The sequence below is a fragment of the Brachybacterium subflavum genome, assembly GCF_009299795.1.
GTDB lineage: Bacteria > Actinomycetota > Actinomycetes > Actinomycetales > Dermabacteraceae > Brachybacterium > Brachybacterium subflavum.
The window spans coordinates 183,707-203,701 of record NZ_VIGP01000005.1; the positions used below are offsets into that span (position 1 = coordinate 183,707).

A 19,995-nucleotide genomic window follows, 5' to 3' on the forward strand; every position below is an offset into this window, starting at 1 on the left:
CCCGAGGAGAGCCGCACCATGACCAGTCAGCGACGCACCGAGCACGAGTCCCGACGACGCCGCAGGATCCTCGAACGCGGCACCTACCGCGAGCACCTGCGCATCGAGCGGATCCTCACGCAGGAGACCACCGGCGGATTCGTGCTGCTGGGGGCGACCGTGCTCGCCCTCGTGCTCGCGAACTCACCGCTCGCCCCGGCGTACTTCGGAGTGCGCGATGCGCATCTGGGCTTCGACGTGGGCAGCTTCCACCTGAACCTCAGCATCGGGCACTGGGCGGCCGACGGGCTGCTCGCGATCTTCTTCTTCCTCGCGGGCCTCGAGCTCAAGATGGAGTTCACGGTGGGCGACCTGCGCTCACCGGGGAAGGCGCTGGTGCCGGTGGTCGCCGCGGCAGGCGGCGTCGCCGTTCCCGCTGTCATCTTCACCCTCATCAACGTCTTCGGTCCGCCGGGGGCGCTCACGGGCTGGGCGATCCCCGCCGCGACGGACATCGCCTTCGCCCTCGCCGTGCTCGCCCTGCTGGGCTCGCACCTGCCGAGCGCCGTGCGCACCTTCCTGCTCACCCTCGCGATCGTCGACGACCTCATCGCGATCCTCATCATCGCGATCTTCTACTCGAGCGACCTGCACCTGCTCTACCTCGCGCTCGCGATCGTGCCGATCGCCGCGTACCGTCTGCTGGCCACGCGCGCGGAGTCCCTGTTCCGGATCTCCTACGGCGCGGCATGGTTCCTGCTGCTGCCGCTCGGGGCGATCACCTGGGCGCTGTTCCTGAACTCGGGCGTGCACGCGACGATCGCCGGCGTGGTCCTCGCCTTCATGGTGCCGGTCCGCTCGCGCACCCGCCTGGGCGCGAAGTACTCGCTGGCCGAGACCTTCGAGCACCGCTTCCGGCCGCTGAGCAGCGGGATCGCGGTGCCCGTGTTCGCCTTCTTCAGCGCGGGCGTGGCCGTGGGCGGCGCCAGCGGGCTCCTCGAGGCGTGGGAGTCAAGCGTCGCGATCGGCGTGGTGGTGGGGCTCGTGTGCGGCAAGATCATCGGCATCGTGGGCTCGACGTTCCTGGTCACGCGCCTGCAGCGCGCGAACCTCGATCCTGATGTGCGCTGGATGGACCTCGTGGGCATGGCGGCGCTCGCGGGCATCGGCTTCACCGTCTCGCTGCTCGTCTCGGAGCTCAGCTTCGAGGCGTCCGATCCCATGCACGACCATGCGAAGGTCGGCGTGCTCACCGCCTCCGTGCTGGCCGCGGTGGTGGGCGCGGTGATCCTGCTGCCCCGGGACCGGCACTACAAGCAGATCGCCGAGCGCGAGGCGGTCGACGCGGACGCCGATGGGGTCCCCGACGTGTTCGGCGGGGATGCGGAGGACCCGTCGGATCGGACGGGCCAGTCGGGTGCGACGGGCCCGACGGGCCCCTCGGATCACCGTCCGTAGGCGCGCGCCGGGATCTGGGTGGCGAGCTTGCCGCCGGAGACGTCCAGCAGGGTGCCGGTGATGTAGCCCGCGGCGTCGCTCGCGAGGAAGATCAGCAGGTTCGCGACGTCGTCCGGGCTCTCCCATCGCCGCAGCGAGAGCGTGTCCAGGAGGCGGTCCTGGGCGTCCTGGGGCATCTCGGCGAAGCCGTTCATCGCGGTGGGGACCATGCCCGGCGCATACGCGTTCACCGTGATGTCCCACGGGCCGAGCTCGGAGGCGAGCACCCGGGTGAACTGGACGACCGCCGCCTTCGAGGCAGCGTAGGCGGCGCTGCCGACGCTCGGCACGATGGCCGCGAAGGATGCCGCGTTGAGGATCCGCCCGCGGCCGGCCTCCTGCATGACCGGGGCGACGGCGCGGCTCATGAGGAACACGCCGCCCATGTTCACGTCGAAGCACGCGCGCCAGCGCTCCCACTCGAGGTCGGCGACGGGCCCCTCGACGTTGATGCCCGCGTTGTTCACGAGCACGTCGATCGTGCCGAGGCGCTCCACGATCTCGGCGACCGCGGCGTCGACCGAGGTGGGGTCGGCGACGTTGCAGGTGAGGCGTGTGATCGGAGGGGCCGACGAGCGGGATGCCGTCGCGTGTGCGTCGGCAGCGGCATCGGTGCCGGCCTCGGCAGCATCAGCCGGGTCGTCCAGGAAGGCGAGGTCGAGCGCGACCACGCGTGCGCCCTCGGCGGCGAAGCGCCTGGCGATCATGGCCCCGATACCGCGCGCAGCGCCCGTGATGACCACGACTCTGTTCTTCAGATCCAGCTCCATCGATGATCCCTTCTCTCGCGGTGTCGGAACGGTGGGCAGAACTGCCCTGGTGAGCGCGCCGACACCAATAAGCATACTATTGGGGTCGGAGCGATCGCGCTCCGACCACTATCGAACCGAGGAGACAGGATGCGAATGCGAGGACCGAGCCTGTGGGTGACCGGAGGCGGCAGCGGCATGGGGCGAGCGACGGCGATCAGCGCGGCACGCGCCGGATGGCAGGTGACCGTGAGCGGTCGGCGTCCCGCGCCGCTCAAGGAGACGGTCGCCGAGATCACCGAGGCAGGGGGTAGCGCCATCGATCTCCCGCTGGACGTCCAGGACCGCGATGCCGTTGCGCAGGCTGCCCGCCAGGTCGTCGAGCGTTGCGGCGGGCTCGATGCCCTGGTCCTCGCCGCGGGTCTCAACACCCCGCGGCGCCGCTGGGACGACCAGGACCTCCAGGAGTTCGACGCCATCGTGGCCACCAACCTCAATGCCACGGCCAGCGCCATCAGCGCCGCACTGCCTCACCTGCGCGCGAGCGGCGGCCTCGCGGTCGCGATCTCCTCGTTCGCCGGCTGGACGTTCCAGCCCGGCGCGGGCGTCGCGTACTCGGCGAGCAAGACCGCGCTCGGCTCACTCGTGCGCACGCTCAACCATCAAGAGGCTCCGCACGGCGTGCGCGCCTGCCACGTGTGTCCGGGCGACGTCGCGACGGACTTCCTCGAGCAGCGTCCGGAGGTTCCGGATGCTGAGGCCCGATCGGTGATGCTCAGCGCGCAGGACATCGCACGCGCGGTGCAGTTCGTCCTTGACTCGCCCCCGCACGTGCGGGTCGACGAGCTGGTCGTCTCGCCCGTGTCGCAGAGGTGAGGCACCGATGAGCACCGTCGGCGAGTCCCGCTTCGCGAGCACCCTGGACTCCCTGGGCCTCGCCATCGTCACCGGGGAGCTGCCCGCGGGACACGCCGACACCATCGAGGGACTGGTCGAGCGCGCAGGCGCGTCGCGCAGCGTGGTCCGGGAGGCCACGCGCGTGCTCTCCGCCCTGGGGATGCTGTCGGCCGGACGCCGTGTGGGTCTCCGCGTGCTGCCCTTCGAGCAGTGGGACACCATGGATCCCCTGGTGATCCGATGGCGTTTGCGATCGCCCGGACGCATCGCGCAGGTCCTGGAGCTGCGGGACCTGCGCCGGGCCATCGAGCCCGAGGCCGCGGCCCTGGCGGCGCGACGAGTCGCCGCAGGAGATGCGCCGCTCGCGGCCCAGGAGGCTCTCGCTCACGCCGACCGTCAGCTCCGCGCGGCGGCCGCGGGCGCCGGCCGTGAGATGCTCCCCGCTGACGCTGCGGCATACCTGCACGCGGACAGCCTGCTCCACGCGCAGGTCCTCGCCCTCTCGGCGAACGCGATGTTCATCCGCCTGCGGGCCGTGATCGAGGAGGGGCTGCGAGAACGCGCACTCCACGAGCGGATCGACCTCGCACCCGAGGTCCACGATGTCGACCTGCACTCGGAGGTTGTCCGGGGGATCCGAGCGGGCGCACCGCAGGCAGCGGCCGCAGCGATGCGGGAGATCGTGGAGCGCACCGGGGAGCTCGAGTCCTGACAACCCCCAGGCGCGAAGCACCGGGTGCCGCTCCGCCCGTCAGGAGTCCAGGAGCGCCACGGCCAGGGGCTCGTCGACGACGAGCGAGTCGATGAGGCCGCTGGCCACCGCCGCCCGCACCGCCTCCACGCGATGGGCGCCCACGCAGGTCCCGATCACGTGCGGGACCTCATCTAGCTGCCGGAGCGTCATGCCGACGATGCGGCTGTCCGCACCCGCATCGAGCGGTGCGCCCTTTCGGTCCAGGACCCGGCCGGAGATGACGGCGACCGCGCCCGCCGCAGCGGTGCGGCGCACGAGATCGACGGGGAGCAACGGCAGGATCGTCGACCCTTCGCTGGTCCAGGTGCCGATCCCCACAACGGCGTGATCGACGCGCTCTGCACGATCCAGCGCCTGGGAGATCTCCGTCGAGCGCATCAGGGCGGCAGCGATCTCACCGCTCGGCGCCACCAGCGGCGCATAGATCGGGTGCGCCGTCCCCTCCGCGATGCGCGCGACGAGGCGGACGACCTCGACCGACCCGATCCGATCGCCCGATAGCGAGAGAGCCCCCGCGATCTGCACGACGTCGCACGGCGCGAGGCGCTCCAGCACCATCGGCAGGGCCTCGATCACGCGGGACCACCCCAGACCGAGCGACTCGCCCGGGCGCACGACCTCCGAGAGATAGCCCGCCAGCGCGGAGGCGACCGCCTGGGCGCTCCGCCGCCGTACCCCTTCGCCGGGCGAGCCCACGGAGCGCCCGGCGATGACCACGCGCCGCAGGCCCAGCGACTCCTCCAGGACACCCGCAGTGCCGTGCGACGGCCCGGGAGCGCCGACACGGATGGTCACCATCCCGCGCTCCCGCGCCTCCGTGAGCACCCGGGCGACCTGCCATCGGCTGAGACCAGTCGCCTGGGCGATTTGGGTCTTTGAGCGCCCCTGCAGGTAATACGCCTCGGCTACCTCGAGCATCAGCTCTTCGTCGACCGATTCCTCTCGTCTCCGCAGATCCACCATGGTCGCAGTATTGCACATCTGAGTGTTCCAACTGTCCGTCGATTGCACGTCCGCGCGGAGCGCTCCTACTCTGAGAGCCACATCCGTGACGAGCCTCAAATGCTCACACGTGCACTCCACGACATCGGCGTCCCCAGGAGGACAGGACATGCAGTCAACTCCGCCGCGCTCCTCGCGCCGCATTCCCCCGTGGTTCATCTACCTGTTCGGAGCGCTCGGCGCGATCCTGTGGGGGTATGACACCGGAGTGGTCTCCGGCGTGCTGCTCTACATCGAGAACGACTTCCCGGTGACGGCCACCGAATCCGGTCTCATCACCTCCTCGTTCACGATCGGCGCCATCATCGGGGCGATCTCGAGCGCACTGCTCGTGGATCGATGGGGACGACGACGGCTGCTCCAGGTCGCCGCGATCGTGTTCCTCGGCGGGACGCTCCTCGCTGCGACCGCGGGGAGTGCCGCCATGCTGATCCTGGGCCGCACGGTGCTGGGGCTGGGGATCGGATTCGTCTCCGTGAACATCCCGATCTACCTCTCCGAGCTCTCCCCCGCTGGCACCCGCGGCCGAGTGGTCTCGCTCGTGCAGTTCATGAACGCCTTCGGGATCCTCCTCTCCTACATTGCGAACTTCGTGCTCTCTCCGTCCGGGGCATGGAGGACCATGCTGGCGCTCGCGATGATCCCCGCGGTACTGCTGTTCATCGGCGTCTTCCTGCTGCCCGAGAGCCCCCGCTGGCTGGTGGCCCGGGGCCGCCTGGAGGAGGCGGCCGCTGGCCTGGCGCATCGTGACGACGGACCCGATCCGGCCCGCACGATCGCAGAAATCCAGAACGGTCTGGCGGCCTCCCGGGGGTCCTGGCGCACCTTAGTGGCGTCCTGGGCACGCCGACCCGTGCTGATCGCGGTCCTCATGACGGTCCTCGCGCAGTTCCTGGGCATCAACGCGATCACGTACTACTCCCCCACCGTGCTCACGACGATCGGGGTCAGCGAGAGGGCTTCCCTGATCACGACCATCGGCTTCGGGTCCATCGCAGTCCTCGCCACGCTCTGGGCCCTGCGCTGCGCCGATTCCTTCAGCCGGCGGCGGATCCTCATAGCAGGCGCCACGATCACCGGTAGCGCCATGCTGCTGTGCGCGATCGCCACCTGGTCGTTCGGACTGACAAGTGCGGTCACCGGCGTCGTCGCGATCATCTGCTTCTCGGTCTTCAAGGCGGGCTATGCGTCCACCTGGGCGCCCGTCTCGCGCGTGGTGCAGACCGAGATCCTTCCGATCTCGATCCGCGGCACCGCCATGAGCATCTCCGAGGTCGCCAACTTCGCGTCCATCTTCGTCGTCACCCTGCTCTTCCCGATCCTGCTCCACGCCGGAGGCGCGGGATTCGCCTTCGTCACCTTCGCGGCGGTGGGCGCGATCGCCGTCGTCCTACTGGGGCTCGTCGTCCCGGAGACCTCCGGGCGATCCCTGGAGGAGATCGAGGCGCAGATACGAGGCGAATCGACCGACGCGCCGCCGGAAGCGGCGCCCTCGGCCCGAGCGTCGCACGCCCCGCGCCGCTGACCCTCTACCCCTGCCCGGCACCCTTCACATGACACCACGAACGGAAGCCCGGGACCCGAGACCGAAAGGCACCCATGACGCCCCATCGTCCGAACATCCTGTTCGTCATCACCGACCAGCAGCGCTTCGACACGATCGCAGCACTCGGCCATGAGCATGCGATCACGCCGAACCTGGATCGGCTGGTGCGCTCCGGCACGACCTTCACCCGCACCTATGTGACCGCGCCATCGTGCGCCCCCTCGCGCGCGAGCCTGTTCACGGGGATGTACCCGCACTCCACAGGCGTGCTCAAGAACAACGATCCCTGGAACCATTCCTGGGTCGGGCTGCTCGCCGATGCGGGCTATCGCTGCATCAACGTCGGGAAGATGCACACCTACCCATACACGAGCAGCGTCGGCTTCCACGAGCGACATGTGGTGGAGAACAAGGATCGTTCGAATCCCGCCCTGCCCTTCTTCCTCGACGAGTGGGACAAGGCCTTCCATGCGCGTGGGCTGGTCAAGCCCGACCGCGCAACCAAGTACCGGGCGATCCCCGACTACCGGGAACGGCTCGGCGCCTTCGAATGGGACGCGCCCGAGGATCTCCACGTCGACAACTTCGTCGGTGGCCTCGCCACGCACTGGCTCGACGTCTACCCGGGCGACGAGCCGTTCTTCCTCCAGGTCGGCTTCCCCGGACCCCATCCGCCGTATGACCCCACGGCGGACGCCCTCGCGCAGTACGAGGGCCGCACCATGCCGTCGGCCCACGATTCGCCGGAGGATCGGGCGAGCCAGCCGTTGGCGGTCAAGGACCTCATCCGCGACAACCTGGAGGTCGACCACGACGCAGTGGTGCACCTCGAGCACCCGAGCCCCGAGCAGATCGAGCGTCAGCGCCGACACTACATGGCGAACGTGACCATGATCGATGCCCAGGTCGGACAGCTGCTTGATGCGCTGGAGCGGCGCGGCGTCCTCGAGGACACGGTCGTCATCTTCACCTCCGACCACGGTGACTGCCTGAACGACCACGGGCACATCCAGAAATGGTCGATGTACGAGCCGAGCGTCCGCGTGCCAGCGATCGTCGCGGGACCTGGAGTAACGGCCGACCATCGAGTCGACGGGCTGACCTCCTTGTTCGACCTGGGGCCGACGATCCTCGAGTTCGCCGGTGTGACCCCGCCAGCGTGGATGGAGGCGCGCTCACTCCTGCCCGGCATCCGGGGTGATGCCGACTTCGGGCGCGAGTTCGCCTTCGCGGAGCATGCCAGGGACATGATCCTCCAGAAAACCGAGCTGATGACGATGGTGCGGGACGACCGCTGGAAGCTCGTCGAGTTCGTCGACCATGAGGACGGTCAGCTATTCGACCTCGAGAATGACCCTCACGAGATGCTGAACCTGTGGGACCGCGCCGACCATCGGGACCAGCGCGAGAGCCTCTCCCGCGTCATCGCCCGCTGGAGGGCGGAGAGCGCACTGCACACCGCCGAGTGGTCGGCCGACTTCCGCTGACCGAAACCGAGAATGCGGGCTGCTGCACGCTGCCGGCGCAGGGCCCACACCTGTCAGCGCCCGCGGCCGTCCGGCTTCACGCAGACCACGGGGCACGGAGCCTCCATGATCACGCGCTGGGCCGTGGAGCCCAGCAGCATCTTGCCGATGGGGGTGCGGCGGCGCACCCCCAGCACGACCAGGTCGATCTTCTCGCTGTCGATGGTCCGGAGGATGTCGTCGGCCGCATCGTCGCGCTGCGGCACGTTCCGCAGCTCGAAGTGCACGCCGCCGGCCTCCAGCCGCTCGTGCAGGGGCTCGCGTCCCGCGTCGCCCGCGTTCTTGCGGGGATCGTCGCTGCGCTCGGAGGCGAGCACCACGAGCGTCGCGTCCTTGGTCCTCGCCTCCTCCAGCGCGTACTCGAGGGCGGCCTCGCTGGTGGGGCTGGGCACGTAGCCGAGCAGGATCTTCATCGTCGACTCCAGGTGTCTCGGGGTGGCTCAGGATGTATCGGGATCTCGAGGTCTCGACGAGCGCCGCGACCAGGCACCCGGCCGCTCACTCGCGGCCGATCTCGTCCTGGTCGTGGAAGCGCGTGCGCCTGCCCTTGATCGCGGAGTTGTACAGGTAGGTGATCACGTACAGCACGAGGCCCACGCCCAGCAGCCCGCCCGCGATCCAGTAGTTCTCCTTGGGCTGGGCGAGGGGCGTGACGAGGATCAGGGAGGTGACGCCGCCGATCACGGCCACCACGGTGGGGGTGCGGAAGTGCCCCTTCGCGCCCGGGTCCTTGCGGAGCACGAGCACCGAGACGTTCACCAGGCAGAACACGATCAGCAGCAGCAGCGCCGTGGTGCCGCCGAGGTTCTTGATGATCGTCTCCGGCAGGGCGTAGCTGACGACCACGACGAGCGCGAAGGCGAGGAGCGTCGAGAAGAGGATGCCTCCCACGGGGCTCCGGCGCCCCTTGAGCACGACCCCCAGGAACGGCGGCAGCACACCCTGCTTGGCCATGCCGTAGAGCAGGCGCGAGGCCATCATCATGTTGATCAGCACGGTGTTGGCGACCGCGAAGATCGAGATGATCGGGAAGATCGTGTCCATCGGCAGGTTCGGGGCACCGTGCGAGACGACGCTCAGCAGCGGCGTGGTGGCGGTGGTGAGCTCGCCGATCGGGACCACGGCGACCGCCGTGAGGGAGACCAGCACGTAGACCACGCCCGTGATCGACAGGCCGCCCAGAAGCATCTTCGGGAAGTTCTTCGAGGGGTTCACGGTCTCCTCGGCCATGTTCACCGAGTCCTCGAAGCCGACCATCGAGAAGAACGCGAGGGCGGTCGCGCCGATCACGGCCATGAACATGCTCTTGTCCTCGGGCGCCTCGAACAGCACCACCCGCGAGAAGTCCGCGTCGCCGCGGCCGATCGCGAGGAAGCCGATGATCAGCACCATCGCCAGGCCGCTGAGCTCGATGAGGGTGAGCACCACGTTGGCCTTCACGGACTCGCTCACGCCGTAGGAGTTCACGCAGGCCACGACCGCGATGAAGACGAGGGCGATGATCACGGCGACGTGATGGGAGGCGTCGGCCCCGAGGGAGTCCTCGAGGTGGAGGACCGCCAGCACGTTCTCCGCGAGGAAGATCGCGCTGTTGGAGGCCGAGGTGATGCCCGAGGACAGCACCGCGAAGGTCACCATGAAGGTGACGAAGTGGATGCCGAAGGCCTTGTGGACGTACAGCGCGGCGCCCGCCGCCTGCGGGTACTTCGTCACCATCTCCACGTAGGAGAGCGCCGTCATCATCGCGACCACGAACGCGAGGATCACCGGCAGCCAGCCCGCGCCGCCCACCTGGCCGGCGACCTGGCCGGTCAGCGCGTAGACGCCGGTGCCCAGGATGTCGCCGACGATGAACAGCAGCAGCAGGCCGGGGGTGATGGCCTTCTTGAGCTCGGTGCCCTGGCCCGAGGACGAGCCGTCGCCGTCGGGGGCGGGGAGGGTGGGATCGCCGGGTGCGCCGGAGCCGGCGCCGGTTTCCTGTGTCATGAGGGACTCCCGGGGTCGGAGGTGGGGAAGGTATCGGGCGGGTACGGCGCGCGGCGCGGATCTCGCGCTCAGGGACGCCGACTCGAGCGGGCGGGGCACCCGCGGCGCGGGCCCTGGGCCCGCGATCTGGGGATCCTACCGCAGCGTGAGCGCGCTCACGGGACCCTCGGGGTCGTCCTAGGCTGGAGGAGTCCGTGCGGGGCGCTGCCCCGCACCCATGCCACCCACGAGGAGCCTTCATGAGCAGCGTCGCGAACATCGCCCTTGCCGACGGCAGCACCATCCCCCAGCTCGGCTACGGCGTCTGGCAGGTCGAGGACGAGGTCGCGGCCGACGTCGTCGGCCAGGCCCTCGAGGCCGGCTACCGCCACATCGACACCGCCAGGGCGTACGACAACGAGGAGGGCGTGGGCCGCGCCCTGCGCGCCTCCGGCCTGCCGCGCGAGGACGTCTTCGTCACCACCAAGCTGTGGAACGACGACCACGACTACGACCGCGCGATCGCGGCGCTCGACGCCTCGCTCGAGCGCCTGGGCCTCGAGTACGTGGACCTCTACCTCATCCACTGGGCGAAGCCCAAGCAGGGCAAGCACGTGGAGGCATGGAGGGCGCTCGTGGAGCTGCAGAGGCAGGGCAAGGCCCGCTCGATCGGCGTCTCGAACTTCCCCAAGGCCCAGCTCGAGGAGATCATCGAGGCCACGGGCGTGACCCCGGTGATCCACCAGATCGAGCTGCACCCCGACTTCGCCCAGGAGGAGCTGCGCGCCTTCGGCCGCGAGCACGGCATCCTGACCGAGGCCTGGTCACCCCTGGGCCAGGGCGGCGCACTGCTCCAGGACCCGGTGATCACGGAGATCGCCGCCGCGCACGGGGCCACCCCCGCGCAGGTCGTCATCGCCTGGCACCTCGCGATCGGGAACATCGTGATCCCGAAGTCCGTGACCCCCGAGCGCATCGTCTCGAACCTCGCCGCCGCGGAGCTCGAGCTCACCGACGAGGACCTCGAGCGCCTCGCGGCCCTCGACCGGGGCGAGGCCGGCCGCATCGGCGCCGACCCGGCCGGCATCGAGTTCTGAGACGCCGCGGCCCGGCGCCGCGCTACTCCTCGGCGCGCTCCTCGCGAGGGCGCCGGCCGGTCGCGGCGCGGGCGACCTCCTCGGCAGCGGCCTGCACGGCGCGCGCGCACTCGGCGACCTTGTCCTCGCCCAGACGATGGGACTGCCAGGTGAGGCCGATGGCAGCGATCGGCCAGTCCGCGTGGTCGAGCACGGGCGCCGCGACCGAGCGGTACCCGGGGGTGACCTCGCCGTCCTCGCGGGCGAAGCCGTCGCGGCGCACCTGCTCGAGGATCGCGGCGAGCTGCGCGGGCGTCGTCGGTCCGACCCCGGGCCGACGGGGCACCAGGTCCTCGCGCGAGGTGAACAGGCTGCGCAGCTGCACGAGGGGCAGGGCCGCGAGCATCGCCCGGCCGGTCGCGGTGAGGTGCGCGGGGAGGCGCACGCCCTGATCGGTGACGAGGCTGCCGCGCCCCTTCGCGCGGTCCTCGACGACGTAGAGGACGTCGCGGCCGTGGAGCACCGCGAGGTGACCGGACTCGCCGATGGCGTCGACGGTGCGCTCGAGGACGACCCGCCCCACCCGCGCCAGCGGCGCGTGGCGCATGTAGCCGACGGCGACCTCGTAGGCGGCGGGCCCCAGCGCGTACAGCCGCTCCTGCGGAAGATGCAGCGCATAGCCGTGGGCGACGAGGGTCCCGAGCAGGTCGTACGTGGTCGACCTCGGCAGCTCGAGGTCCTGGGCCACGCGCGCGGCGGCGACGGGCGCCCGCCGCGAGGAGAGGTACGTCAGCACGCGCAGCGTGGCGTCCGCGGCCGGCGCCTTGGGCGGCTTCGGTGACGTCTGATCCGAGATTCGGGATGCCATAGTCCGACCAGGATGCCATTGCGCGCCCGGATCGCCGGGCTCGTCGGCCCGTCGTCCTCCGGGGCGGGGCGCCGGGTTCCTCGCGGATCTCCGGCCGTCGACCGACCAGATCCATAGCCGTGCTTATGTGACCCTATGGTCAAGGCATTGACCTGGCCGGGGCGCGCTCCTAACGTCGTCCCTCGTGAGCACCACGACCCCCTCCCCCGCCCCGCGCAGCACCCGCAACCCGCTGCGCGCGATCGCGCGCATCCCCTTCGGCTGGCAGGTCCTCATCGGCCTGGTCCTCGGCGTCGCCCTCGGCCTGGTCGCCTCGGCCATGGGCCCCGGCGGCGGAGAGGAGGGCGCCAACTGGCTGACCACCACCCTGGACACCATCGGCACCGCCTTCGTCACGCTGCTGAAGGCCCTGGTCCCGCCGCTGATCTTCCTCGCGATCGTCACCTCGATCGCGAACCTGCGGAAGGTCACGAACGCCGCCCGGCTCGCCTGGAAGACCCTGCTCTGGTTCGCGATCACCTCGCTGATCGCCGTGCTCATCGGCATCGGCCTGGGCGCGATCACGAGCCCCGGCGCGAACTCGAGCGTCTCGGCCGACGCCGCGCAGGCCTCCGACACGCAGGGCACCTGGCTCGACTTCCTCATCGGCCTGGTCCCCTCGAACTTCCTGGGCATCGAGGGCAGCGCGGGCGACGACGGCTCGATCTCCCTGAGCTTCAACGCGCTGCAGATCCTCGTCATCTCGATCGCCGTGGGCATCGCCGTGCTCTCCGTCGGCGAGAAGGCCGATCCGTTCCTGAAGATCACCGGCTCCGCCCTCGAGATCGTCCAGAAGCTGCTGTGGTGGGTCATCCGCCTCGCGCCGATCGGCACCGTAGGCCTGCTGGGCAACGCGGTGGCCAGCTACGGCTGGGACGCGATCGGGCAGCTCGGCGTGTTCGTGGCCGACGTCTACATCGGCATGCTGCTGGTCCTGCTCGTGGTCTACCCGATCCTGCTGCGCACCAGCGGCCTCTCGATCGGCTCGTTCTTCCGCGGCGTGTGGCCCGCGACCTCGCTCGGCTTCGTCTCCCGCAGCTCGCTGGGCACCATGCCCATGACCCAGACGGTCACCGAGCGCATGGGCGTCCCGCGCCACTACGCCTCCTTCTCGATCCCGCTGGGCGCGACCACCAAGATGGACGGCTGCGCCGCCATCTACCCGGCGCTCGCCGCGATCTTCGTGGCGAACTTCTTCGGCGTCCCGCTCGGGATCACCGACTACCTGCTGATCGTGCTGGTCTCCGTGCTGGGCTCGGCGGCGACCGCCGGCATGACCGGTGCGACCGTCATGCTCACCCTGACCCTCTCGACCCTGGGCCTCCCGCTCGAGGGCGTGGGCCTGCTGCTCGCGATCGACCCGATCCTGGACATGGGCCGCACTGCCCTGAACGTCACCGGCCAGTCCCTGGTCGCGGTGATCGTCGCCAAGCGCGAGAAGATCCTGGACCAGAAGGCCTACGACGACTCCGTGCGCACCTCCTTCGCCGAGATCCAGGCCGGCCAGAGGGCCGAGGCGGAAGCGTTCGCCGAGGTCGAGGCCGAGGTCGCCGAGCAGGACCCGGCCACCCCGGCAGGCGATGCGATCGCCGACCCGGAGCTGGGGACCGAGGGCGACCGGCGCGAGGCCGAGCGGGTCTGACCCCGCCCTGACCGGCCGACGGGGTTGCGGGATCCGCGTGCACTTCGCGTAGCGGGAGGTCGGGTGAGCCTCGTATGTGCACGTCACCCGACCTCCTGCTACGCGTGGTGCCCACCCCAACGAGTAGCCTCCCGCTCATGGACCCCGATGGCGACTGCTCCCCCGCCGCGGCGGCCTCCGCGACCGGGCTCAGCTTGGACACGCTGCGCTACTACGAGCGCGAGGGGCTGATCGGCCCGATCGCGCGCGATCCGGGCGGGCGTCGCCGCTTCAGCGCGGACGACGTGGCCTGGATCGGTATCGTCACCTGCCTGCGGGATGCGGGACTGGGGATCGATGACCTGCGGCGCTTCACCGCTCTCCTGAAGCAGAGCGCCGATGCCACCGACCGCGTCGCATTCCTGCGCGAGCGCCGCGGCGAGCTCGAGGAGCGGCAGCGGACCCTGCAGCGAGCGCTGGAGGTGCTGGACGACAAGATCGCCTACTACGGGGACCGCGGCGGTCCGGGTGAGCGGGCGGATCGCGCGGAACAGGCGGATCGAGAGGACGGCGACACGGGCGCGGCCCAGGGCTGACTCGGCCCATTTCAGCCCTGATCAGCCTGCATCAGCCCTCGTCACCCCACGTCGACCCGCCTCAGCTGGCGGCGTCCAGGAGCGCCCGCTCCTCGGCGGCGAGCACGGTGGTCGCGCCCGCCCATGCCTGCTCGAGCTGCTCGACCCGGCTGCCGCCGATGATCGGCACCAGAGACGGCGAACCTCCCGTCAGCCACGCGAGCGCGACCTGGCCGCGCGTCAGGCCGCGGCCGTGCGCGACCTCGGCGAGCGCCGCCATCCTCCGCTCGTTGCCGACGTGCCGGTACTCGGGAGCCAGCGGACGGTCCTCGCGGTCGTAGGCCCCGCGGAGCATCGGCGTGTAGACCCAGCCGGTCAGTGCGGGGTCCCGGCGCAGCAGGTCCTGCCCGTCGGCCGAGAGCATGCCGAGCGCGACAGGCTGCCCCTCGACCTCGGCTCCGGGCAGGGGCTGCAGGTACGAGAACCGCTGCTGGTAGCCCGACGGTCCTGCCGCGCCCGCGTGCTCGGCGAGCAGATGCGCCTCGGCCACGCGCCAGGACGGGTGGTTCGACAGTCCCCAGGTGCGGACGCGCCCGTCGGACACGAGCGCGCCGAAGGTGTCGACGACCTGGGCGAAGGGCTCGTCGTGGTCCTCGATGTGCGCCCAGTACAGGTCGACGGCGTCGACACCGAGCCGTTCGAGGCTGCGGGTGAGCGCCCCCTCGACGGCGTCCGGCGTGAGTCCCTCGAGATCGTCGGGGAAGCCGCCGGGCCCGTTCGGCTCGGCCCCGACCTTGGTGCTGATGGACACCGGCGCTCCCGGGTTCGCGCGCAGCCAGCGGCCGATGAGGCGCTCGCTCTGGCCGCCGAGGCCCGAGGGGTCCTGGTCGAAGTAGTAGTTGTCCGCGGTGTCGAGCCAGCGGCCGCCGAGCTCGACGAAGCGGTCGAGCAGCGCGAAGCTCGCGCGGTCGTCGAGGCGGGTGCCCATGTGCATGGTGCCGAGAGCGGGTCTCGCGGGCGTCGCGGGGAGAGCGGGTGCGGGTGCGGGGGCTGCGATGCGTGCCATGGACACGAGCCTGGATGCTGGAGCGCGCTCCAGGTCAAGGGCCGCGCTCCACGGGACGTCCCGCGTCCCCGGCTGCCGGGCACGACACGCGTAGCCTGCTCACGTGCCCCTCCTCCCCCGGTCGGTCGACCACCGTCACGCTCGACGATGAGCGGCTCGGCCCTCGCCCTCGTCCTCACCGCGGCGGTGCTGCATGCGCTGTGGAACCTCGCGGCCAAACGCGCGAGCGGCGACGGCTACCTGTTCGTGTGGTGGTACAACGTGTTCTCCGCGGTGCTCTGGCTGCCCGTCGGGCTCGTCGTCCTCGCCCGTGCGGGCTGGCCGTGGGGATGGGAGCTGCTCGCGGGCCCGGCGATCTCGGCGATCTTCCACACCGCCTACCAGCTGTGCCTGCAGACGGGGTACCAGCGCGCCGACCTGGGAGTCGTCTACCCGGTGGCCCGGGGCACGGGGCCGCTGATCACGGTCGTGGTCGCCCTCGCGGTGCTCGGCGAGCGCCCGGGCTGGGTGGCGGTCGGGGGCGCCGTGGTGGTGATCGCCGGGATCGTGGTGGTCGCGACCGGAGGTGCGCGCTCCCTGCGCCATCGCGCATCGACGGGGATCGCCTGGGGCACCGCGACCGGCGCCGGGATCGCCGCCTACACCCTGTGGGACGACCACGCGGTGACCGCCTGGGGCCTCGCGCCCGTCGTCTACTTCTCCTTCGGCTGCACCCTGCAGGCGCTCGCGATGACGCCCGGTGCGCTGCGCCGGGGCCGCACCACGCCGGTCGGCGGGGTGCTGCGGCGCCGGTGGAGGGAGGTCGGCGTGGTCGCGGTGCTCTCGCCGCTGGCCTACGTGCTGGTGCTCGAGGCCATGCGGTCCACGCCGGTCGCGCTGGTCGCGCCGGCCCGCGAGTCCTCGATCGTGGTGGGCTCGCTGCTGGCGTGGTGGCTGTTCCGCGAGCCGGATCCGGTGCGCCGGGTGCTGGGCGCGGCGGTGGTGCTCGTCGGCATCGGCCTCATCGTGGCGTGACCCGCCCCGCGGATCTGTGACCTCCCTGGCCGGGACGGGCCCGACCCCTGGCCCGCGGGCGGCACCTCCGGATAGGCTCCCGGCGTCCCATCAGCAGTGCATCACCTCGGGTCCGCAGATCATCCGGGAGGCTTCCTCCGGCGCGGGCCGTCCAAGGCGGCACCCCACCGTCCGGAGGATCGATGACCTCGCCGCAGAACCCGACGACCGCCCCGCAGGCCACCACCCTGACGCGCGCCGCCGGCTTCGCCTACTTCCCGATCGCGTTCGTGGCCCGCTTCCCGTTCGCGATGATGGTCGTGGGCACGCTCACCCTCGTCGTCTCCGCGCGCGGCTCGATCGCACTGGGCGGACTGAACTCGGCGGTCGTGGGCCTCGGCTCGGCGCTGATCGGCCCGCTGCTGGGCGCGGCGGCCGACCGCATCGGACAGCGCCCCGTCATCCTGCTCGCGGGGATCGTGAACTCCCTGGCCCTGCTCGCGATGGCCGCCGTGGCCTTCAGCTCCCTGCCCGATCCCGCGGTGCTCGCCGTGGGCTTCGTGATCGGCGCGTCCTCCCCGCAGATCGGCCCGCTCTCGCGCAGCCGCCTCGTGCACCTGATCCTCACCCGGCTGCCCTCGGGTCGCCGCGCGAAGAGCCTCAACGCGACCATGGGCTACGAGTCCGCGGCCGACGAGACCGCCTTCGTGTTCGGCCCCGTCGTCGTCGGCCTGCTGGCCACGACGATGAGCGCCGCGGCCCCGATGATCGGCGCGGCGGTCCTCACCCTCGTCTTCGTCACCGCCTTCGCGCTGCATCCGACGGCACGTGTCGCGGCGCCGGCGACGGGATCGCCCGTGGTCCAGGCCCCGGCGCGGGAGCTGCGCAGCGCGCGGGTGCTCGTGGTGGTCGCGGGCGCACTGGGCGTCGGCCTCTTCTTCGGCACGGTCCTCACCTCGCTCACGGCCTTCCTCGCGGAGACCGGCCACGGCGACTCCGCCGGGCTCGTCTACGGGATCATGGGCGTGGGCTCGACGATCCTCGCGCTGAGCATCTCGCTGTTCCCCGAGCGCTTCGCGCTGCGCTGGCGCTGGGTCGTGTTCTCCTCCCTGATGCTCGCCGCGATGATCGCCTTCGGCCTCGCGGGCGGCCTGGCCGGGACCGCGGGCGCAATGGCGATCGCGGGCATCGGGATCGGGCCGACGGTCGTGACGCTGTACAGCCTGGCCGCGGATCGTTCCCCGCGCGGGCGCTCAGCGACCGTGATGACGATGCTGGGCTCGGCGACGATCGTCGGCCAGTCCGGCGCCTCGGCGCTGACCGGTGCCTTCGCCGAGAACGTCGGGGCGCAGGCCGCCATGTGGCTGCCGGCCGGGGCGGCCGGCCTGGTGGTGCTCGCGGCCCTCGTGAACGCGGCGCTCGGCGGGACCCGAGGCCCGGCGCCCAGCACGTCTCCCGGCGCCGGCGACGAGGACGCGGAGGCCCCGGACCACCCCGTCTCGCAGCAGGAGGTCCTCGAGGAGGCGGAGGAGCTGCTCGAGAGGCCCACCGAGCACCTCTGAGGAACGGGCCGCCGCGGACCTGCCCCCTCGGTCAGCGCGCGGCCGGGTGGCCGATCTCGCGCAGGGAGCGGGCGAGCATCGACAGCTGCTCGAGCGTCTCGTCCTCCCAGGTCCGGGAGGTGGGGGCGGCATGGGAGCCGTGTGCGGCGCGGGAGTCCTGCGGCCCCTCGTCGGGCGCGGGTGCGGCGCCGACGGCGGCGCTCGCCTCCGCCACGCGCTCCTCGTCGGCGACGTCGCGGGCGAGGGCGGCGACGGCGTCGCAGGCGTCGGCCACCCGGGGATCGACCGTTCGCGGGTCCACCGGGCCCTCCGGGTCCCCGCTCGCGGCCCGTGCCATGACGCGGCTGGTCACGGTGCGGGCGATGCTCACGGAGGTCGCCACCACGGTGAGCCGGCGGCGCACCCGGCGCGGACGGTGCTCGGTGAGGTGGTAGCGCGTCAGCGGCGCGGCCGCGAGCGCGAGCCGCCTGCGGGCGCCGATCGTCGCGAGCAGCAGGGCGTCGACCTCGTGCTGGGCCCCCGGGCCGGGTTCGCGCAGCGCGAGGGCCGTGCCCTCCATGAGGTCGCCGACCGACGCCGCGACCTCGCGCTCCGCCCGCGCCACGGTGTCGCGCGTGCTGACCGGCGCGAACAGCAGCGCCACGAGCACGCCGATGCCCGCGCCCGCGATGGTCTCCGCGAGGCGCAGCAGGAGCAGGGCGTCGGAGAACAGGCCGAGGATCCCGTAGAGCTGCGCGACCAGGATCGTCACGAACAGCATCATGTAGGCGTAGGAGATGCGGATCAGGTAGAAGCCGCAGAAGACGCTGATCAGGATGACGGCGAGCTCGATCATCGGGTGGCCCGCGGTGAGGGCGGCGAGCGCGATGCCCACCACCAGGCCCAGCACGGTCCCGATCACGCGGTTCAGGGACTTGCCGAAGGAGTCCATGCGGGTGCCGGTGCCCGTGAACACCACGAACGCGGCGATCACCGCCCAGTAGTAGCGGGAGTCGCTGATCAGGGTTCCCGCGATGATCGCGAGCGCACCGGCGATCGCGACCTGCACGGCCTGCCGCGTGGTCGCCTGCGCGCGCACGACGGGGTTCCAGCGGGCGCCGCGGGCGCGCACGTCCTTGGCGACCGACGGCGGCCCCGGCAGCATGCCCAGCCCGGTGAGCGCCGCGGCCGGCGTGAACTCGGTGTTGCGCTCGAGGTCCGGAGGCAGATGGGGATCCGCCGGCCGTCGCACGAGCTCGTCGATGCCGCGCACCAGGGAGCGGACCTCGCGGCGCAGGCGACCTGAGTCCAGCGCCCCGTCCGCTGCGGGGTCCTGTCCGGGGGCGCCTTCTCGCGCCATCAGCCGCGCGAGCAGCGCGGCGACCCTGCGGGCGCTCTCGGCGTCGCCGTCGGCCAGGTGGACGAGGGCCCGCGCCGCGAGCGAGCGCACGCGCGGCGGCGCCTGCGTCAGGTGCAGGGACGCCCAGCCCACGAGGTCCAGGGAGAGCTGGCCCTCGAGCAGGCTGCGGCGCACGGTCTCCGCGCTCCAGCCCACCGGCAGCGCACGGGCGTTCGCCGCCCAGCCGTCGCTCATGAGCACCATCTCGTCGAACAGGGCGCGCTCGTCGAAGATGCGGCGGGTCAGCCGCTCCCGCTCGCGCTCCGTCTGCGCGCGCAGACGGGAGGCCATCAGCCGCAGAAGCCTGCTGCGGCGCGCGACCATGCTGCGGAAGATGCGCTGCAGCGTGCGGCGGGGGTGGGGGCGGAACACCGTGGTGCACAGCAGGGTGACGACCGCGGTGCCCACCACCACGGCGAGCATGAGGTGGGGCAGCTGACCGGGGGTCGGGCGCAGGAACAGCGAGAAGAAGAACCCCATCCACAGCAGGAAGCCGTAGAAGAAGAAGTCGAGGCCGAAGCGCCGCACGTACACGGCCCCGAACATGACGGCCACGAACATGAGGTGCGAGAGCCACAGGGAGCCGCCCACGAGGGTCCCGACGACGAGCCCGACGCCCATCGCGACGGGGAAGAAGAGCGCGGCGCGGAGGCTCTCGCGGGCCATCGGGCGTGCGAGGGCGTTCGAGCCGATCATCGCGATCACCGCGCCGAGGATCATCGTCGGCAGCAGCGTCGCGGGGTCGAGTCCCAGCGCGGTGCCCACGAGGGCCTCGGCGGCGAGGTTCGCGGCGACGCAGCAGGCCCCGGCGAGGCCCATGCGGAGTCTGCTCAGACCCGGATCGGAGGCGATGAGAGCGTCCAACGGGCGCGAGAGCAGCGGCGGCACTGGGCGGGAGCCTC

General features: G+C 71.4%; 17 protein-coding genes. 10 read left to right on the plus strand and 7 right to left on the minus strand.

Translation table 11 applies throughout. The features are described 5' to 3' along the window. The first annotated feature begins 18 nt into the window (after positions 1-18). Positions 19-1,437 (plus strand): Na+/H+ antiporter NhaA, encoded by a 1,419-nt coding sequence (gene nhaA / locus FHG10_RS13135; RefSeq protein WP_152353792.1) that lies wholly within the window; start codon positions 19-21, stop codon positions 1,435-1,437. On the opposite strand, the gene FHG10_RS13140 is transcribed toward nhaA, so the two are convergent. After that, entirely contained in the window at positions 1,425-2,246 is an 822-nt protein-coding gene (locus FHG10_RS13140) for an SDR family NAD(P)-dependent oxidoreductase (RefSeq protein ID WP_152353793.1), read from the minus strand. The two genes, nhaA and FHG10_RS13140, sit on opposite strands and share 13 nt — an antisense overlap. Positions 2,247-2,381: 135 nt before the next feature. Between FHG10_RS13140 and FHG10_RS13145 the strand changes: the two genes are divergently transcribed. Next, positions 2,382-3,101, plus strand: coding sequence for an SDR family oxidoreductase (locus FHG10_RS13145; RefSeq protein ID WP_152354000.1), 720 nt, complete (start codon positions 2,382-2,384; stop codon positions 3,099-3,101). A gap of 7 nt (positions 3,102-3,108) precedes the next feature. Then, positions 3,109-3,834 carry a FadR/GntR family transcriptional regulator gene (locus FHG10_RS13150; protein ID WP_152353794.1) on the plus strand — a complete coding sequence of 242 codons (726 nt, stop codon included), beginning with the start codon at positions 3,109-3,111 and terminating at the stop codon, positions 3,832-3,834. Positions 3,835-3,873: 39 nt separating this feature from the next. On the opposite strand, the gene FHG10_RS13155 is transcribed toward FHG10_RS13150, so the two are convergent. Further along, the gene (locus FHG10_RS13155) at positions 3,874-5,022 is read right to left on the minus strand and encodes a sugar-binding transcriptional regulator (RefSeq protein WP_193636310.1); all 1,149 of its coding nucleotides are present in this window, start codon (positions 5,020-5,022) and stop codon (positions 3,874-3,876) included. Here FHG10_RS13155 and FHG10_RS13160 point away from each other — a divergent pair. Together FHG10_RS13160 and FHG10_RS13165 are read left to right on the plus strand one after the other, a co-directional pair. Next, positions 4,988-6,403, plus strand: a complete 1,416-nt coding sequence (locus tag FHG10_RS13160) for a sugar porter family MFS transporter (RefSeq protein ID WP_152353796.1) — start codon at positions 4,988-4,990, stop codon at positions 6,401-6,403. The genes FHG10_RS13155 and FHG10_RS13160 overlap by 35 nt on opposite strands. A 74-nt stretch (positions 6,404-6,477) precedes the next feature. Continuing rightward, positions 6,478-7,911 (plus strand): sulfatase family protein, encoded by a 1,434-nt coding sequence (locus tag FHG10_RS13165; protein WP_152353797.1) that lies wholly within the window; start codon positions 6,478-6,480, stop codon positions 7,909-7,911. Positions 7,912-7,964: 53 nt separating this feature from the next. On the opposite strand, the gene FHG10_RS13170 is transcribed toward FHG10_RS13165, so the two are convergent. Further along, positions 7,965-8,363: a universal stress protein gene (locus FHG10_RS13170; RefSeq protein ID WP_152353798.1), complete on the minus strand. Its 399-nt coding sequence runs from the start codon at positions 8,361-8,363 to the stop codon at positions 7,965-7,967. 85 nt (positions 8,364-8,448) lie between these two features. Continuing rightward, positions 8,449-9,936: an APC family permease gene (locus tag FHG10_RS13175; protein WP_152353799.1), complete on the minus strand. Its 1,488-nt coding sequence runs from the start codon at positions 9,934-9,936 to the stop codon at positions 8,449-8,451. A gap of 239 nt (positions 9,937-10,175) precedes the next feature. On the opposite strand from FHG10_RS13175, the gene FHG10_RS13180 reads away from it, so the two are divergent. Further along, the gene (locus FHG10_RS13180) at positions 10,176-11,012 is read left to right on the plus strand and encodes an aldo/keto reductase (RefSeq protein ID WP_152353800.1); all 837 of its coding nucleotides are present in this window, start codon (positions 10,176-10,178) and stop codon (positions 11,010-11,012) included. A 22-nt stretch (positions 11,013-11,034) separates the two neighbouring features. Here FHG10_RS13180 and FHG10_RS13185 read toward each other — a convergent pair whose 3' ends face one another. Further along, complete coding sequence (locus FHG10_RS13185; protein ID WP_152353801.1) at positions 11,035-11,859, minus strand: IclR family transcriptional regulator; 825 nt, start codon at positions 11,857-11,859, stop codon at positions 11,035-11,037. Positions 11,860-12,043: 184 nt separating this feature from the next. On the opposite strand from FHG10_RS13185, the gene FHG10_RS13190 reads away from it, so the two are divergent. Further along, positions 12,044-13,540, plus strand: coding sequence for a dicarboxylate/amino acid:cation symporter (locus tag FHG10_RS13190; RefSeq protein WP_152353802.1), 1,497 nt, complete (start codon positions 12,044-12,046; stop codon positions 13,538-13,540). 137 nt (positions 13,541-13,677) lie between these two features. Continuing rightward, positions 13,678-14,115, plus strand: a complete 438-nt coding sequence (locus FHG10_RS13195) for a MerR family transcriptional regulator (RefSeq protein WP_152353803.1) — start codon at positions 13,678-13,680, stop codon at positions 14,113-14,115. 61 nt (positions 14,116-14,176) lie between these two features. On the opposite strand, the gene FHG10_RS13200 is transcribed toward FHG10_RS13195, so the two are convergent. Next, complete coding sequence (locus FHG10_RS13200; RefSeq protein WP_152353804.1) at positions 14,177-15,160, minus strand: aldo/keto reductase; 984 nt, start codon at positions 15,158-15,160, stop codon at positions 14,177-14,179. Between the two features lie 147 nt (positions 15,161-15,307). Between FHG10_RS13200 and FHG10_RS13205 the strand changes: the two genes are divergently transcribed. Continuing rightward, the gene (locus FHG10_RS13205; RefSeq protein ID WP_152353805.1) at positions 15,308-16,174 is read left to right on the plus strand and encodes an EamA family transporter; all 867 of its coding nucleotides are present in this window, start codon (positions 15,308-15,310) and stop codon (positions 16,172-16,174) included. Between the two features lie 182 nt (positions 16,175-16,356). Then, a complete protein-coding gene (locus tag FHG10_RS13210; protein ID WP_152353806.1) occupies positions 16,357-17,715 on the plus strand; it encodes an MFS transporter in 1,359 nt (452 codons plus the stop codon). A 31-nt stretch (positions 17,716-17,746) separates the two neighbouring features. On the opposite strand, the gene FHG10_RS13215 is transcribed toward FHG10_RS13210, so the two are convergent. Further along, positions 17,747-19,981, minus strand: coding sequence for an FUSC family protein (locus FHG10_RS13215; RefSeq protein ID WP_152353807.1), 2,235 nt, complete (start codon positions 19,979-19,981; stop codon positions 17,747-17,749). Between the last annotated feature and the right edge of the window lie 14 nt (positions 19,982-19,995).